General features: G+C 59.1%; 16 protein-coding genes. 9 read left to right on the top strand and 7 right to left on the bottom strand.

What is annotated here, in order from left to right; all coding sequences use genetic code 11:
- The first annotated feature begins 134 nt into the window (after window positions 1–134).
- Genes FIU85_RS11595 through dnaQ form a run of 4 tightly spaced genes read left to right on the top strand, consistent with a single transcriptional unit; the run spans window position 135 to window position 2,842 of the window.
- A complete protein-coding gene (locus FIU85_RS11595; protein WP_152496999.1) occupies window positions 135–734 on the top strand; it encodes a nucleoside triphosphate pyrophosphatase in 600 nt (199 codons plus the stop codon).
- Window positions 731–1,564 (top strand): shikimate dehydrogenase, encoded by an 834-nt coding sequence (locus tag FIU85_RS11600; RefSeq protein ID WP_152497000.1) that lies wholly within the window; start codon window positions 731–733, stop codon window positions 1,562–1,564. Before FIU85_RS11595 ends, FIU85_RS11600 begins: the two co-directional genes overlap by 4 nt.
- Entirely contained in the window at window positions 1,561–2,154 is a 594-nt protein-coding gene (coaE, locus tag FIU85_RS11605; protein ID WP_152494248.1) for a dephospho-CoA kinase, read from the top strand. Before FIU85_RS11600 ends, coaE begins: the two co-directional genes overlap by 4 nt.
- Window positions 2,147–2,842 (top strand): DNA polymerase III subunit epsilon, encoded by a 696-nt coding sequence (gene dnaQ, locus FIU85_RS11610; protein ID WP_152494247.1) that lies wholly within the window; start codon window positions 2,147–2,149, stop codon window positions 2,840–2,842. The genes coaE and dnaQ overlap by 8 nt, the downstream gene beginning before the upstream one ends.
- Before the next feature lie 111 nt (window positions 2,843–2,953).
- On the opposite strand, the gene secB is transcribed toward dnaQ, so the two are convergent.
- Both secB and FIU85_RS11620 read right to left on the bottom strand, forming a co-directional pair.
- Window positions 2,954–3,469 carry a protein-export chaperone SecB gene (gene secB / locus FIU85_RS11615; RefSeq protein WP_152494246.1) on the bottom strand — a complete coding sequence of 172 codons (516 nt, stop codon included), beginning with the start codon at window positions 3,467–3,469 and terminating at the stop codon, window positions 2,954–2,956.
- Between the two features lie 87 nt (window positions 3,470–3,556).
- A complete protein-coding gene (locus FIU85_RS11620) occupies window positions 3,557–4,054 on the bottom strand; it encodes an FxsA family protein (RefSeq protein WP_152497001.1) in 498 nt (165 codons plus the stop codon).
- A 112-nt stretch (window positions 4,055–4,166) separates the two neighbouring features.
- On the opposite strand from FIU85_RS11620, the gene FIU85_RS11625 reads away from it, so the two are divergent.
- The 3 genes from FIU85_RS11625 to FIU85_RS11635 all read left to right on the top strand — a co-directional run bounded on the left by FIU85_RS11625 (window position 4,167) and on the right by FIU85_RS11635 (window position 6,450).
- Window positions 4,167–4,829: a Tim44/TimA family putative adaptor protein gene (locus FIU85_RS11625; protein WP_152497002.1), complete on the top strand. Its 663-nt coding sequence runs from the start codon at window positions 4,167–4,169 to the stop codon at window positions 4,827–4,829.
- Window positions 4,826–5,863, top strand: a complete 1,038-nt coding sequence (locus tag FIU85_RS11630) for a murein transglycosylase A (RefSeq protein WP_152497003.1) — start codon at window positions 4,826–4,828, stop codon at window positions 5,861–5,863. Before FIU85_RS11625 ends, FIU85_RS11630 begins: the two co-directional genes overlap by 4 nt.
- Window positions 5,864–6,024: 161 nt before the next feature.
- On the top strand, window positions 6,025–6,450 hold the full coding sequence (locus FIU85_RS11635) for a Smr/MutS family protein (protein WP_368372961.1): 426 nt from the start codon (window positions 6,025–6,027) through the stop codon (window positions 6,448–6,450).
- On the opposite strand, the gene FIU85_RS11640 is transcribed toward FIU85_RS11635, so the two are convergent.
- On the bottom strand, window positions 6,433–7,656 hold the full coding sequence (locus tag FIU85_RS11640) for an MFS transporter (RefSeq protein ID WP_152497005.1): 1,224 nt from the start codon (window positions 7,654–7,656) through the stop codon (window positions 6,433–6,435). The two genes, FIU85_RS11635 and FIU85_RS11640, sit on opposite strands and share 18 nt — an antisense overlap.
- A gap of 375 nt (window positions 7,657–8,031) precedes the next feature.
- On the opposite strand from FIU85_RS11640, the gene FIU85_RS11645 reads away from it, so the two are divergent.
- Both FIU85_RS11645 and FIU85_RS11650 read left to right on the top strand, forming a co-directional pair.
- Complete coding sequence (locus FIU85_RS11645) at window positions 8,032–9,276, top strand: AAA family ATPase (protein WP_172978870.1); 1,245 nt, start codon at window positions 8,032–8,034, stop codon at window positions 9,274–9,276.
- On the top strand, window positions 9,269–9,907 hold the full coding sequence (locus FIU85_RS11650) for an HNH endonuclease (RefSeq protein WP_172978871.1): 639 nt from the start codon (window positions 9,269–9,271) through the stop codon (window positions 9,905–9,907). Before FIU85_RS11645 ends, FIU85_RS11650 begins: the two co-directional genes overlap by 8 nt.
- Before the next feature lie 64 nt (window positions 9,908–9,971).
- On the opposite strand, the gene hslU is transcribed toward FIU85_RS11650, so the two are convergent.
- The 4 genes from hslU to trxA form a co-directional block, all read right to left on the bottom strand.
- Window positions 9,972–11,282 carry an ATP-dependent protease ATPase subunit HslU gene (hslU, locus tag FIU85_RS11655; RefSeq protein WP_152476488.1) on the bottom strand — a complete coding sequence of 437 codons (1,311 nt, stop codon included), beginning with the start codon at window positions 11,280–11,282 and terminating at the stop codon, window positions 9,972–9,974.
- Between the two features lie 63 nt (window positions 11,283–11,345).
- Window positions 11,346–12,425: a hypothetical protein gene (locus FIU85_RS11660; protein ID WP_152497008.1), complete on the bottom strand. Its 1,080-nt coding sequence runs from the start codon at window positions 12,423–12,425 to the stop codon at window positions 11,346–11,348.
- Between the two features lie 108 nt (window positions 12,426–12,533).
- Complete coding sequence (gene hslV, locus FIU85_RS11665; protein WP_152497009.1) at window positions 12,534–13,085, bottom strand: ATP-dependent protease subunit HslV; 552 nt, start codon at window positions 13,083–13,085, stop codon at window positions 12,534–12,536.
- Window positions 13,086–13,395: 310 nt separating this feature from the next.
- A complete protein-coding gene (gene trxA, locus FIU85_RS11670) occupies window positions 13,396–13,716 on the bottom strand; it encodes a thioredoxin (RefSeq protein ID WP_057795333.1) in 321 nt (106 codons plus the stop codon).
- Between the last annotated feature and the right edge of the window lie 49 nt (window positions 13,717–13,765).

The following is a 13,765-nucleotide window of genomic DNA, read 5'->3' on the forward strand; positions in this document are numbered from 1 at the left end:
TTTCCTTGTCCCCACGTGCAAAGAAACCCTGAAGACGCACGAAAACACGGACTTTGTCCCTCAGTCCCTCTAATGTTGGAAACTTCGCCATTCTGTCCTTAAAAAACCAGTGAGATATGCAACAGGTTATCCACATGCCACACAGGATCATTCTGGCCTCCGGATCGGCCATCCGAAAAACTCTGCTTCAGAATGCGGGCGTCTCATTCGATGTCGTGCCCGCGCGTGTCGACGAATCCGCAATGCGCGACGGCCTGATTGCCGAAGGTGCCTCGCCGCGCGATATCGCTGATGCCCTGGCAGAGCTCAAAGCCGCCAAGCAAAGCGCCAAACAAGCCGACGCACTGGTCATAGGATGCGACCAGGTCCTGAGTTTCGAGCGGCAGATCCTGTCCAAACCCGACACCCCCGAGCAAGCGCTGGAACAGCTTCGCGCAATGCGTGGCAAGCGACACGAGCTTCTGTCCGCGTCAGTCGTCTGCGATGACTCCCGGCCGGTTTGGCGTCATGTCGGTGTTGTCAGGATGATGATGCGAGAGGTGTCCGACAGCTATCTCGAGGGCTATGTCGAAAGAAACTGGGATAGCATCCGGCATTCTGTGGGTGCATACAAACTGGAAGAAGAAGGGGTTCGACTTTTCAGCCAGGTTCACGGAGACTACTTTCACGTGCTCGGTTTGCCCTTGCTTGAACTTCTGTCGTACCTCAGCCTGCGAGGAGAGCTTGAGACATGACTGAAAACCGGATTCCACTGGCAGGTGTGATCGGCTCCCCGGTGGCGCATTCGAAATCCCCGCAGATACATTCGCATTGGCTCAAGACCCACGGGATTGCAGGTCATTACATTCCGATCGACGTTTCCACCGATGATCTTGAAAACGTCCTGCGCACCTTGCCCAAGATGGGGTTTGTCGGGGTCAACATCACGGTACCGCACAAGGAAAAGGTGCTGGAGATTGCGGACCTCATCACCGATCGGGCGACCTTGATCGGGGCGGCGAACACGCTGATCTTTCGCAAGGACGGAAAAATTCATGCCGACAACACCGACGGTGTCGGTTTCATCCAGAACCTGCGCCAGAACGCGCCGGGCTGGGATCCCAAGGCGGGGCCCGCGGCGCTGCTGGGAGCTGGAGGAGCCGCGCGGGCGGTGATCTCGGCCTTGTTGGAGGTCGGTGTTCCGCAAATCATGATCGCCAACCGTACAAGGGTCCGGGCCGACGCGCTCAAGACGGAATTCGGCAAGCGCATCGTGGTGATCGACTGGGTTCAGGCCGGCAACATGATGGAAGATGCGGCGACGGTCGTGAACACCACGTCGCTGGGCATGATCGGCAAACCGCCCTTGCGCGTGCCGCTGGACGGGTTGCACAAGGGCGCCATGGTGACCGATCTTGTCTACGCCCCGCTCAAGACCAGGCTGCTGGCCGAAGCGGAAAAACTGGGCTGCCAGACTGTCGACGGGCTTGGCATGTTACTGCACCAGGCGGTGCCGGCCTTCGAACGCTGGTTCGGTGTCCGCCCCGAGGTTGACAGCGCGACGCGCGCAGCCGCCCTCCGATGACGTTCAAGCTTGGGCTGACCGGCTCGATCGGGATGGGCAAGTCGACCACGGCCCGTATGTTCGCAGACGAAGGCTGCGCCCTCTGGGATGCCGATGCTGCGGTTCATCGCCTGTATTCGCCCAACGGCGATGCGGTCGCGCCGATTGCATCGGTTTTTTCATCCGCGGTCGTCGACGGTGCCGTCTCACGCGAGCGATTGAAAGCAATCATCGCCCAGGACCCGAACGCCCTGAAGACAATCGAAGACATCGTCCACCCGCTGGTCGCACAGGACCGTGCGGCGTTTCTCGCAAACACGGATGCCGCGATCACCGTTCTGGATATTCCGCTGCTGTTCGAAACCGGCGCGGACAGATCCATGGATGCAACCGTCTGCGTGAGCGTGCCTGCCGAGATGCAAAAAGCCCGCGTCATGGCCCGCGGGACCATGACCGAGGCCCAGTTCGATGCAATCCGAAACAAGCAGCTGCCGGATGCCGATAAACGCGCGCGGGCAGATTACACGATCACTACCGACACGCTTGAACATGCGCGCCGCCAGGTTCAGGATGTTCTGAAAGATATTCGGACCAGGTTGACCCATGCGTGAAATCGTACTCGATACCGAAACCACGGGCTTTGACCCTGAACAGGGGGATCGGATTGTGGAAATCGGCGCGGTCGAGCTGTTCAACCACATGCCGACTGGCCGGACATATCACGAATACATCAATCCTGAACGGTCCATGCCGCAGGAAGCCTTCGAGGTCCACGGGCTGGGCGACGATTTCCTGCGTGACAAGCCAGTCTTCAGCAAGATCGCCCAGAGTTTTGTCGACTTCATCGGCGATGCGAAGCTGGTGATCCACAACGCCGCCTTCGACATGAAATTTCTGAACGCGGAGCTTGGCTGGCTGAAGATCCCCAGAATCCCGTGGGAGCAGGCCGTCGATACGCTTGATATCGCCCGAAGAAAGTTTCCGGGCTCGCCCGCGTCCCTTGATGCCCTTTGCCGTCGGTTCGGCATCGACAACTCGTCACGAACCTTGCACGGCGCGCTTCTGGACTCCGAGATACTGGCCGAGGTCTATCTGGAACTGATCGGCGGCCGGCAGCCCGATTTCGCCCTCGCCGGCGCATACTCGCCCGATACGTCGAAAGAGACGGAAGAGACGAATTGGCATCCCGGCCCGCGGACCAAACCGCTTGCGCCTAGGCTCAGCGACGAAGAGCGCGCCGCGCACCAGGCATTCGTGGAACACATGGGCGACGACGCGCTCTGGAAAAGGCTGAGCTAAAGCGCTTCGCCTTTTACCTGAGGCATCAGCGAAAGGCGAAACGCGTTCAACGATTGGCTGTTGTGCTGCGTTTCGCGGGTAAGCTGTGATTCAGGTTTATCACGAAACGCTTTAGGCGTCAGGCGTCGGCTTTTCTTCGGCAGCCGCCGCCTGGCGCCGCCTGAGTTCGTTGCGGTAAAGCTGAACGAAGTCGATGGTTTCAAGGTTCAGCGGCGGGAACCCACCGTCGCGCGTGACGTCGCTGACGATCCGGCGCACGAAGGGGAAGATCATCCGCGGACATTCGATCAGAAGGAAGGGATGCATCTGGTCATCGGGCACGTTCTCGATATGGAACACGCCGACATATTCCAACTCCATCAGGAACAGCGTGTCTTCTGTCCCCTTGTTCTTGGACGTGACCACCAGTTTGATCGTCACCTCGTACTTATGATTTGCAGATCTCTTCTTGGCGTCCAGATTGACGGCCACCTGCACATCGGGGTTGACCTCGCCGCCAGAGCCGCGTTGCGCCAGGACATTTTCGAATGACAGGTCCCTAATGAACTGGGTCAGAACGTTCATTTTCGGACCTGCCTGCGTTGCTTGAGCGTCCGACTTGGCGGCGCCATTTTCCTGTTCGGCCATCTGCTGTCTCCTGGCGGATAAATTATTCGTTGGAAGGCTTAGCAGGATGCCGATGCCGCCTCAATGCCCTGTCTTGATGCCTTCAGATCAATGCCGGGTCCAGCCAGAACCGTCATGGTTGGGCTTTTTCGGGGGATCGACCTCCTCGTACTGGCCTTCGATCACGTCGGGGCGGTTTCGTGGTCGCGGCTCGTTCCTCATGTCATGTGGACCGTTCGGGCCCATCTCGAAGCGCTGTACCTTGATCCGCGTTCGCAGGAACTGAAACAAGGCCTTGCGGATCGGCGGGGCGAGCAGGGAAAAGCCGACGGCATCGGTAAAGAAGCCCGGGGTCAGCAGCAGCGCACCGGCAATCAGGATCATGGCCCCATGCGCCAAGGGTTCGGTCGGATCGTCCAGCTTCTGAAAAGACGAGCGCAACTGTCCGAACGCCATCGCGCCTTGGGTCCTGACAAGCCACGTTCCCAGAACGGCGGTTATGATGACGATCGCCAGGGTCGGCCACAGACCGATCAGGCCACCGACCTGGATGAACAGCGCGATTTCGATCAGTGGCACGGCGAGAAAGGCTACAAACAGCCACATAAAAACGATCCTCCTTGCTTTGAAAGGCGGGTATGGTGGACTCGCCCGGATCAACACCCTACATAAGAACCGAACCGGGAGGTTTCCATCCCGGGCACGTTGAGAGGTATGAATGAATTCGCCCCTACTCCAATTGCTTGTCCTGGCGGGCATTGCCATCTTCCTTATTCTTCGGCTGAAAAGCGTTCTGGGGACCCGCGACGGGTACGAGCCGTCGCAACAGCCACGGCCGTCGACCCCCGCGCCGTCTCGTCGACAGGATTTCGAGGTGATCGACGGCGGTCCGGATTTCGACATCACGGATCATGTGGCAGAAGGCTCGGATAGCGCCAAGGCGCTCGCCGACATGAAGCGCGCAGACAGCAGCTTTGCGGTTGGCGAGTTCTTGCAAGGCGCGAAACAGGCCTATGAATGGATTCTCATGGCGTTCGAGCGTGGCCAGATGGAGGAAATCAAACCCTTCCTCGATGAAGACGTTTACGAAGCCTTCAAGAGTGTGGTGGACTCGCGCGCCCAGCAAGGCCTGACCGTGGAGGCGGAATTCATCGGCGTTCGCGAGACGACCCTGACCGGGGCAAGGTTCGACAACGCCACCAATTCTGCCGAGATCACGGTCCGGTTCATCGGCGAGCTTGTTTCTGTCGTGCGCGACCAGAACGGCGAGATTGTCGAGGGTGAGCCCGGCAAATCCAAAAAGCAGAAGGACAGCTGGACCTTCGAACGTGTCATGGGGTCCGACGACCCGAACTGGCGGCTTGTTGCCACAGGCGAATGATCGGACGGGCGGCGGCAGCGTTCTCATTTTTCCTGACGGTGGGGACCACCGTCGCGGCCCAGGACGTGACACATACCGTTCTCGACTTCGAAGACCTCAGGGGTTGGGCCGAGGACGACCACGACAAGGCGCTCGAGGCATTTCTGCTCACCTGCCCGGACCTTGAAGACCCGGACTGGCGAGCGCTTTGCGGTCTCGCGCAGCAAAAGCCTGACGCGACCGATTTTTTTCGACTGTTCTTTCGCCCGGTATTGATCGAGGACGGCAAAAAGGCCCTGTTCACTGGCTACTTCGAACCGGAACTCAGCGGCTCGCTGTCGGCCAGTGCGCGCTATCGTTATCCTCTCTACCGGAAACCTCCCGAGGCGGCGGGCGAATTGCCGTGGCTGACACGCCGGGAGATCGAGGCCGGGGTCGCCATGCAGGGGCGCGGGCTGGAAATCGTCTGGGTCGACGATCCGGTCGAAAAGTTCTTTCTCCAGATCCAGGGCTCCGGTCGCGTGACCTTGCCGGACGGGCGTAAAATCCGCGTTGGCTACGGCGGTGCCAACGGACATGAGTACCGTTCGGTCGGGGCGGAACTGGTTCGCCGTGGAATTTACCAAGCCCACCAGGTGTCCGCCCAGGTCATCAAGAACTGGGTGCGCCGCAACCCAGTGGCCGGCAAGGAATTGCTCTGGCACAACCCGTCTTACGTGTTCTTTCGCCGGATCGATTCCGTTCCCGCTCACATGGGTCCTCTCGGGGCGATGAACCGCTCGGTGACAGCGGGACGCACGATTGCGGTCGATCCGGCCTATGTTCCTCTCGGTGCGCCGGTCTGGATAGAGAAAGAGGGCGCAGATCCCATCCGCCGCCTCATGATCGCACAGGATACCGGCTCTGCCATCAAGGGGGCGCAAAGGGCGGATATTTTCATCGGCACCGGAGACGCCGCCGGTCGCATCGCCGGACGCTTGCGCGACCCGGGCCGCATGGTGGTTCTTTTGCCGATACAGCGCGCCTACGCCACCGCGACGGAGCCGAACCTTTGAGCCGGAGGCGGGTGACACCCGAAGAATTGAAGCTTTGGCAGCAGGTGGCGAAGACAACCGACCGGCTTGATCCGAAAACCGGAAAAGAAGGGCCAAGGCTCCTGGATAGGCCGTCGAAGCCACCGTCTGACGCGCCGCAACCCGCGCTTCCCGATTTCAGGGTGGGACAAAACGCCAACCGCTCGGGCCACAAGCACGACACCTTGCCAGGCCTGCCCGAGCGCCTTGCGCGACAGCCGTTGCAGATGGACAAGCGCACGAACACGCGGCTCAAACGTGGCAAGGTCGAGCCGGAAGCCCGGATCGATCTGCACGGCATGACCCTGGCCCGGGCGCAACCTGCCCTGACGGGCTTCATTCTCCGGGCGCAGGCGCAGGGAAAAAGACTTGTTCTGGTGATCACCGGCAAGGGCAAGAATACCGATACCGGCGGACCGATACCCACCAGAAATGGTGTGCTGCGCCACGCGGTACCGCAATGGCTGGGCATGGCGCCGTTGTCGGGGCTGGTGTTGCAGATCACCCAGGCGCATGTGCGGCATGGCGGGGGCGGGGCGTATTACGTCTATCTACGCCGCAATCGGTAGCAGGGGTTTGGCCCGTGTGATGCCGATGGTCATCATCAGGGTGGTGAAGATGAAATAGCCTGCGACGATGAGGTATTGGCGTTCCAATCCCAGCCCCAGATCGATGCCCATGCCGGTCAGGCCGGGGCCGATGGCGGAGCCGAAGACCATGACGGCGGCGGCCATGGCCTTGATCGAACCGAGGCGGGCGGTGCCGTAGAATTCGGCCCAGAAGGCGTTGGGGAGGGTGGTGTTGGCGCCCGTTGTCAGACCGAGGAAGAAGAGGCCGGCGAGCAGGCTCAAGGTATTGTCGGATATCGCAAAAATCGCGAAGGCGGCGACCATGGGAAGCTGGAAGAACGGGATCAACCTGGCGGTGCCAAAGCGGTCCAACGCCCAGCCGGAGAGGATCATCGAGACGATGCCGATGGCGGTGTAGAACGGGTAGAGGGCGACCAGCTGGACGTGGGGTATGCCCTTTAGATCGGCGAAATGGACCTGGTGGAAAAAGAAGGCGGTGTTGAAGGCTGCGGGGCCCAAAAGTGCGGGGACCATGAACCAGAAAAGCCAATGAAATAAGGCCTGATTGCGGGTCCAGTGGCGGTTTTCCATGCCCAGGGACTGGTCGGTTTCGGCCAGGGATTGGGGGGTGCGTTCGAGGCGGAGGAGGCGGTGGATGATCGGAACGCCGACAAGGGCGATGAGGGCGGCGGCGACCCAGAGCATGTGCCAGTCGTAGACGGCCAGAAGTGCAACGAAAACAAGGGGTAACAGGGCCTCGCCCAGGGCGAAGCCGAGGGTGGCGATGGACAGGGCCTTGCCTCTTGTGGCGATGAACCAGCGGGACATGGCGACGACGGCGAGGTGGCTGGTCATGCCCTGGCCGGTGAAGCGCAGGGCAAAAATAACCGCGATCAACCCCCACCAGACCGGATTGAAGGCCATGGAGAGGCAAGCAAAAGCGAGCAATATCAATATGATAGGGGCGAGGGTGCGGACGCGAAAAAAATCCGTGAGGCCGCCGGCCCAGACCATGACCAGGGCAGAGGCGGTGGTGCCGAGCGTGTAGATCCCGCCCCATTGCCCGTGGCTGAGATCGAACGCGGCCCGAACCTCCCCGGCGAAGAGCGAGATAAAAAACGTTTGTCCAAAAGAACTTAGGAAGGTCAGCAGCATACCCGCCGACAGGAAGGGGAGGTTGTCACGGAGAAAATCGAGGAGCCGCATGGCCCCCTTCGTGGCCCGAAACCCGGGGGGAGGAAAGCGGATTCAAAGGCGTGCCGATTTGATTCGTTAATTTTCCGGATCGGCCCAAAAGGACGTCGGTATCGCGTCGGTATTTGGGTGGTATGCCGACGGTGCGAATTTTTGGGCTAGGGGGTTAAGAGGAAGGGCGGCGTGTGTTGTTTTGTGTAGCGAAAACTATCTACTGATTTGAAATTTGGCTTTGGCAGAACGTCAGGACAAATTAAAGTTGTTTGAATACCGCAACGCCTCTACCGTTAGCTGGAAAAGCTTCGCAAAGAAAATTTTGTCGATTGGTTTGCCGTGCAGTACAGGACAATTTCAGTAAATCAGTGGCGCCAGTTTGAAAACGTTCACTTGGACCTGCATCCCAGGCTGACTGTGCTGACGGGCCCAAATGGTTCCGGCAAGAGTACCCTGCTTTCCTTGCTTGAGATTAGTATGCAGCCAGTGCACCGGGAACCATTCCTTGCTACTCCGGTCAAAGACAAAAAGACTGGAAAGTCTAGCTACTCGCTCGGAACTCTTTTCGCGCGCTTTAATCCTTTCAGAAGAGATGAAGAGCCAGACCCAAGTGCTAATGATCATGAGATTGGCGCAGTATCATACGACTCTGGATCTATTGCTAAACTGACCACAAGCGGAGCCGGCGCCTTACAGTATCAAGTGGAGCTAAAGGGCCGTCAGGTCGTGGTGGGTTTCAAGATTGCTTCACACAGGGCAACTCCGAGATACTCAGCAGTCCAATCACTGCCAGTTTCCGGTATCAAACCCAAAGACGCTTTCGAATATTTTAATCTTACACAAAGCGCCTACCAACGTGGAGATCGCTATAATAGAGAGGGTAAATTTGTACAAAACCCAATCGCGCCGTTAAAAGAGGCGCTGATTGGTTTCGCAGCCTTTGGCGCAGATAATCCCCACATGAAAGCTGTTCCAGAATTGCGAGGATTGTTTGACGACTTCCAAGCACTGCTCAAAGTGTTGTTACCACTTGAAATCGGCTTTCAGTCGCTTGAGGTAAGGACCCCGGAAATTGTCGTGGTCTCAAAAACGGGAGAATTTCCGATAGATTCAGCGTCTGGCGGCCTAATGTCCCTGATCCAAACAGCTTGGCAAATTTTTCTTTATACAAAAGCGCATGGAGAAAAAGCGGTTGTACTAATTGATGAGCCTGAAAACCATCTTCACCCTTCGCTTCAGCGAGATTTTCTTGGCAATTTAGTGAATGCTTTCCCCAAGGTTCAGTTCATTGTCGCAACCCATTCGCCATTTGTGATTACGTCCGTTAAAGAGAGCAAAGTTTATGCACTTCGTTACACAAAGCTAGCTGACGAAGACAAATCTTCGGAAACCGCAGTCACAGCTGAGGAAATCGATTTTGTAAGCAAAGCAAAAACTGCAGATAAGATACTCGACGAAGTACTCGGAGTATCCGTAACAATTCCAACTTGGGCCGAACGCGAGCTTTCTCGAATAGCAAGTAACTTTGATGCAGAAAGTCTTTCAAAGGACGCTATAGATAAACTTCGGGCTGAACTTGAAAGCGCGGGTTTGTCCGAATTTCTTCCCGAAGCACTGGGGAAAATTGCTAGTGATTAAGCTTTCTAAGGTTCCTGAACCAGAAATTTTGACAAATAACAAAGAGGCATGGACTCGCGATCTGCTGGACGCAGTAGAGAGCGAAGATAAAGACGCAATTCGTAGGTTGACCAAGCGATACAATCACCCACAAGTAAAGGCGGCGTTGAAACAAGAGACCAACGAAAAATGCGCGTACTGTGAAGCGAAAGTAACTGACGTCGCGCACGGTGACATTGAACATGTCACGCCAAAATCTTTGAATAGAGATCTGACATTTGAGTGGCAAAATTTGACGTTCGCATGCCAAGTCTGTAATCAAAAAAAGTCCAACAAAGATAATATCTTAGATCCATACAACGTCGATCCGGACGAACATCTTTTTTTTGTTGGCGCTTTCGCAAAAGGAAAGACGGAAGATGGTGTACGAACAGTCTTGGAACTGGAATTAAACCGAGTTCCGCTCATCGAAAGCAGAAATCGTGAAATTGAACGTTACGCTGACCAATTAGAAAAAATTTTTCTAGTTCATGACAAGGACACTAGAGAATTGTTAATAAAAGGCATGAAAACCGATCTCGATAGTCGTAGGCCAGAATTTATTGCAGCTTGCCAGAATGTGCTTCAGCAGCACATTGATGCTAATGCCTAGTACGCGTTCAGCCTGCTTGCAGAAATAGTTGGCGGAAAACACAAACCGAACCCACGTTCATCCCTCACAAAACATACCTGCTCAAATCCGTCGACTTCATCAGCTCGCCCAGGTTGGCGTCCACGAAGGCTTCGTCCACGACCACCTTCTCGCCGGCGCGGTCCGGCGCGGTGAAGCTGAGTTCCTCGAACACGCGTTCCATCACGGTATAGAGCCTGCGCGCGCCGATATTCTCGATGGTCTGGTTGACCTCCGCCGCGATGCGGGCGAGGGCCTTGATGCCGTCCTCGGTGAATTCGACGTTGACCTCCTCGGTCCCCATGAGGGCGGAGTACTGGCGGGTCAGGGCGTTGTCCGTCTCGGTCAGGATGCGCACGAAATCTTCCTCGGTCAGGGCGCGCAGTTCGACCCGGATGGGCAGGCGGCCCTGAAGTTCGGGCAAGAGGTCGGACGGCTTGGCGATGTGGAAGGCGCCGCTTGCGATGAAGAGGATGTGGTCGGTCTTGACCGGACCATGCTTGGTCGAGACGGTCGTGCCCTCGATCAGGGGCAGGAGGTCACGCTGCACCCCCTCGCGCGAGACGTCGCCGCCGCGGGCCTCTTGCCTCGCACAGACCTTGTCGATCTCATCGAGGAAGACGATGCCGTTCTGCTCGACCGCTTCCAGCGCGGTGCGGTTGACGGTTTCGTCGTCCAGCAGCTTGTCGGCTTCTTCCGAAATCAGGATGTCGTAGCTTTCGCGGACGGTCATCTTCTTGCGGGTGGTGCGGCCGCCGAAGGCCTTGCCGAAGATGTCGCCGAGATTCATCATGCCCATCTGGCCGCCGCCGGGCTGGCCGGGGATGTCCATCATGCCAAGGGGGTTGGAGGTGTCGGCGACGTCAAGCTCGATCTCGGTGTCGTCGAGCAGGCCATCCTTGAGCTTCTTGCGGAACATCTCGCGGGTGGATTCGCGGGCATCCTCGCCGGCGATGGCGGCGATGACGCGATCCTCGGCCTGTTGGTGGGCGCGGGATTTGACGTCTTCGCGCATGAAGTCGCGGGTCTGGGCGATGGAGCTGTCGACGAGGTCGCGGATGATCTGTTCGACATCGCGGCCGACATAGCCGACCTCGGTGAACTTGGTCGCCTCGACCTTGATGAAGGGGGCGCGGGCGAGTTTTGCCAGGCGGCGGGAGATTTCGGTTTTGCCGACGCCGGTGGGGCCGATCATCAGGATGTTCTTGGGATAGACCTCTTCGCGCAGGTCGTCGGAGAGCTGCTTGCGGCGCCAGCGGTTGCGCAGGGCGACGGCGGTGGCGCGCTTGGCGTCCTTCTGGCCGATGATGTAGCGGTCGAGTTCCGAGACGATTTCGCGCGGGGTGAGGTCGGTCATGGGGCGTCCTGTGATTGCGTTACGGGGAAACGTAAGCATGGGGGGCCGAAACGCAAGGTGCGGTTATTCGGAGGTTGCGGTGACGTCGTCATAGGGGGGCAGGCGGGATTTGCCGGGGAAATTGGGCAGGGCGCGCATGAGGGCGACGCGCAGGTGCGTCCAGAAGGTGCCGAGGCCGGTGATGAAGGCGCCGATGACCAGCATCAGGAGGGGCAGCTGCGTGCCGCCGCCATCCATGCTGAAGAGCCAGTAGATCACGGCGGCGAGATAGCCCATGCCGGCGGTCAGGAACGAGCGGCGGTCAGTGATGAGGGCGAGGCAGGTGACCAGCAGGAAGCCGATGATCGTGAGGATCGTGCCCAGCGCCCCGTCGAAATTGTAGACGGTCATCATCACGGTGTTCACCAGCGCGGGCGCGGCCAGCAGGTGCAGCCAGAAGGCCGAGCGGGCGCGGCGGCCGATGCGATGCGGGTCCTGCATGTCGAACCAGAGGCCGGCGATGAAGGCGAGGATGCCGAAGATCAGCGTGCCGATGGCCAGTGAGCCGCCCCGGCGGAGGTCGAAGAGGCTCCAGAAGCTGCCGGTGATCAGCGTGTCGACCGGGCTAGTTTCGGTGGTGATCGCGTAGATCGTCATGAAGCCGTAAAGGCCGACGAGCAGCATCGAGAAGGGCACGCGGAAATGGCGGTAATGCAGCAGGATCGAGGCCATGCCACCGAGGCCCAGCAGGATGGCCGCGAGCGCGCCGGAGGTGAGGCCGATCATGTCGAGGACATAGCCGATCAGCCCGCCCGCGCCGGTGGCATAGGTGCAGACCAGCACGATGGAGGGCAGGCTCATCCGGCGTTTCAGCGTGAAGTAATGCGCCGCGAACCAGCCGACGGCCATGAGCGCCGCCATGACGAACACCACCCCGCCCGCGGCGAAGGCGAAGGTCACGGCGCCCGAGGTCAGCAGGATCAGGCCGAGCGAAATGAAAATCTCGGCAAAGCCCGAAAACAGCTCGAACGGTTCGTCCTCGTTCGCGCGGCGGGCGATGCGGCCGGCGCGTTCGTGCGAGAGGGCGCTGAGGCGCGCGGCCTGGGCCTCGTCGATGATGCCGGCGGCGGTGGCGGCGCGCAGGTCGTCCTGGGTCAGGGTCATGGAAAGTCCTCTGGTCGTCTTCGCGCCAGCACTAATGGACCGTTTGGACGAAAGAAAGACCGCATTCCGCCCTGCTCTGACTGACGAACGATGCTGGCCAAGCGCTCGCTAGGCGCTGATGGTTTCCACGGTCAGGTTGCCGTTGGTGTAGACGCAGATGTCCGAGGCGATGGCCATGGCATCCCGCGCGATCTGTTCGGCGGACCTGTCGCTTTCGATCATGCCGCGCGCGGCGGCCAGCGCGTAGTTCCCGCCCGAGCCGATGGCGGCGACATCGTGTTCGGGTTCCAGAACGTCGCCCGCGCCGGTGATCACGTAAAGCTGCGAGCCGTCGGTGACGATCAGCATCGCCTCGAGCTTTTGCAGGTATTTGTCGGTGCGCCAGTCCTTGGCGAGTTCGACGGAGGCGCGTTGCAGCTGGCCGGGGGTCGCTTCCAGCTTGGACTCCAGCCGTTCCAGCAAGGTGAAGGCGTCGGCGGTGGAGCCGGCGAAGCCTGCGACCACATCATATCCGCCGGGGCTGATCCGGCGGACCTTGCGGGCGGTGCTCTTGATGACGGTGTCGCCAAGGCTGACCTGCCCGTCGCCCGCGACGACGACCTGCCCGCCCTTGCGGACGCCGATGATGGTTGTGCCGTGCCAGCCGGGGAAATCGCTCATGGTCGGGGCTCCTCTAATGTTTGGACCTATATGGAAGGGGTGAGGAGGCATGGCAACCCGGGTAGGAAAATGGGGCCGCGCATTGGCGGGCCGCGGTGCGGCGAACCTACCGTTGTTCTGAAGAGCTTTATGGTTGCCACAACCGAGAGTAGTTCAAGCGAAGCACCTAGATCTGCCCAATCGCCGTGCCGGGGGGCGGCCCGGCGATGCGCGGCGGCGCGGCTCGCCGCGCCTTTGTTCCGCGCGTGGTTCTTAAATGAAAAAGGGCCGCCCAGTAGGCGACCCCTTCGCTATTCTACTCGGCTTAGCTTCAGATCGACTCTTCGATCCAGCCTTGCAGCGCGGCCTTGGGCGCGGCGCCGGTCTTGGTCGACACGACCTCGCCGTTCTTGAAGATGAAGAGTGCGGGAATACCGCGCACGCCCAGTTGCGACGGCGAGTTGGGGTTCTCGTCCACGTTCACCTTGGCGATCTTGACCTTGCCATCCATCTCGGAGGACAGCTCTTCCAGCGCCGGGCCGATCTGCTTGCAGGGGCCGCACCATTCGGCCCAGAAATCCACCACGACGGGAATGTCGGAGTTCTTCACTTCGCTATCGAACGTGTCGTCGGTTACGGCAACGGTGGCCATCTTGCGTCTCTCCTTGAGCTCGGGTTCGACAGAGAACCTATGAACACCC

The organism is Roseovarius sp. THAF8 (assembly GCF_009363735.1).
Lineage (GTDB): Bacteria > Pseudomonadota > Alphaproteobacteria > Rhodobacterales > Rhodobacteraceae > Roseovarius.

What these genes read in the sequence shown, in the direction of transcription:
- FIU85_RS11595 (WP_152496999.1), top strand. Translation starts at nt 135, where the DNA reads ATGCCACACAGGATCATTCTGGCCTCCGGATCGGCCATCCGAAAAACT.
- FIU85_RS11600 (WP_152497000.1), top strand. Translation starts at nt 731, where the DNA reads ATGACTGAAAACCGGATTCCACTGGCAGGTGTGATCGGCTCCCCGGTG.
- coaE (WP_152494248.1), top strand. Translation starts at nt 1,561, where the DNA reads ATGACGTTCAAGCTTGGGCTGACCGGCTCGATCGGGATGGGCAAGTCG.
- dnaQ (WP_152494247.1), top strand. Translation starts at nt 2,147, where the DNA reads ATGCGTGAAATCGTACTCGATACCGAAACCACGGGCTTTGACCCTGAA.
- secB (WP_152494246.1), bottom strand. Translation starts at nt 3,469, where the DNA reads ATGGCCGAACAGGAAAATGGCGCCGCCAAGTCGGACGCTCAAGCAACG.
- FIU85_RS11620 (WP_152497001.1), bottom strand. Translation starts at nt 4,054, where the DNA reads ATGTGGCTGTTTGTAGCCTTTCTCGCCGTGCCACTGATCGAAATCGCG.
- FIU85_RS11625 (WP_152497002.1), top strand. Translation starts at nt 4,167, where the DNA reads ATGAATTCGCCCCTACTCCAATTGCTTGTCCTGGCGGGCATTGCCATC.
- FIU85_RS11630 (WP_152497003.1), top strand. Translation starts at nt 4,826, where the DNA reads ATGATCGGACGGGCGGCGGCAGCGTTCTCATTTTTCCTGACGGTGGGG.
- FIU85_RS11640 (WP_152497005.1), bottom strand. Translation starts at nt 7,656, where the DNA reads ATGCGGCTCCTCGATTTTCTCCGTGACAACCTCCCCTTCCTGTCGGCG.
- hslU (WP_152476488.1), bottom strand. Translation starts at nt 11,282, where the DNA reads ATGACCGACCTCACCCCGCGCGAAATCGTCTCGGAACTCGACCGCTAC.
- FIU85_RS11660 (WP_152497008.1), bottom strand. Translation starts at nt 12,425, where the DNA reads ATGACCCTGACCCAGGACGACCTGCGCGCCGCCACCGCCGCCGGCATC.
- hslV (WP_152497009.1), bottom strand. Translation starts at nt 13,085, where the DNA reads ATGAGCGATTTCCCCGGCTGGCACGGCACAACCATCATCGGCGTCCGC.
- trxA (WP_057795333.1), bottom strand. Translation starts at nt 13,716, where the DNA reads ATGGCCACCGTTGCCGTAACCGACGACACGTTCGATAGCGAAGTGAAG.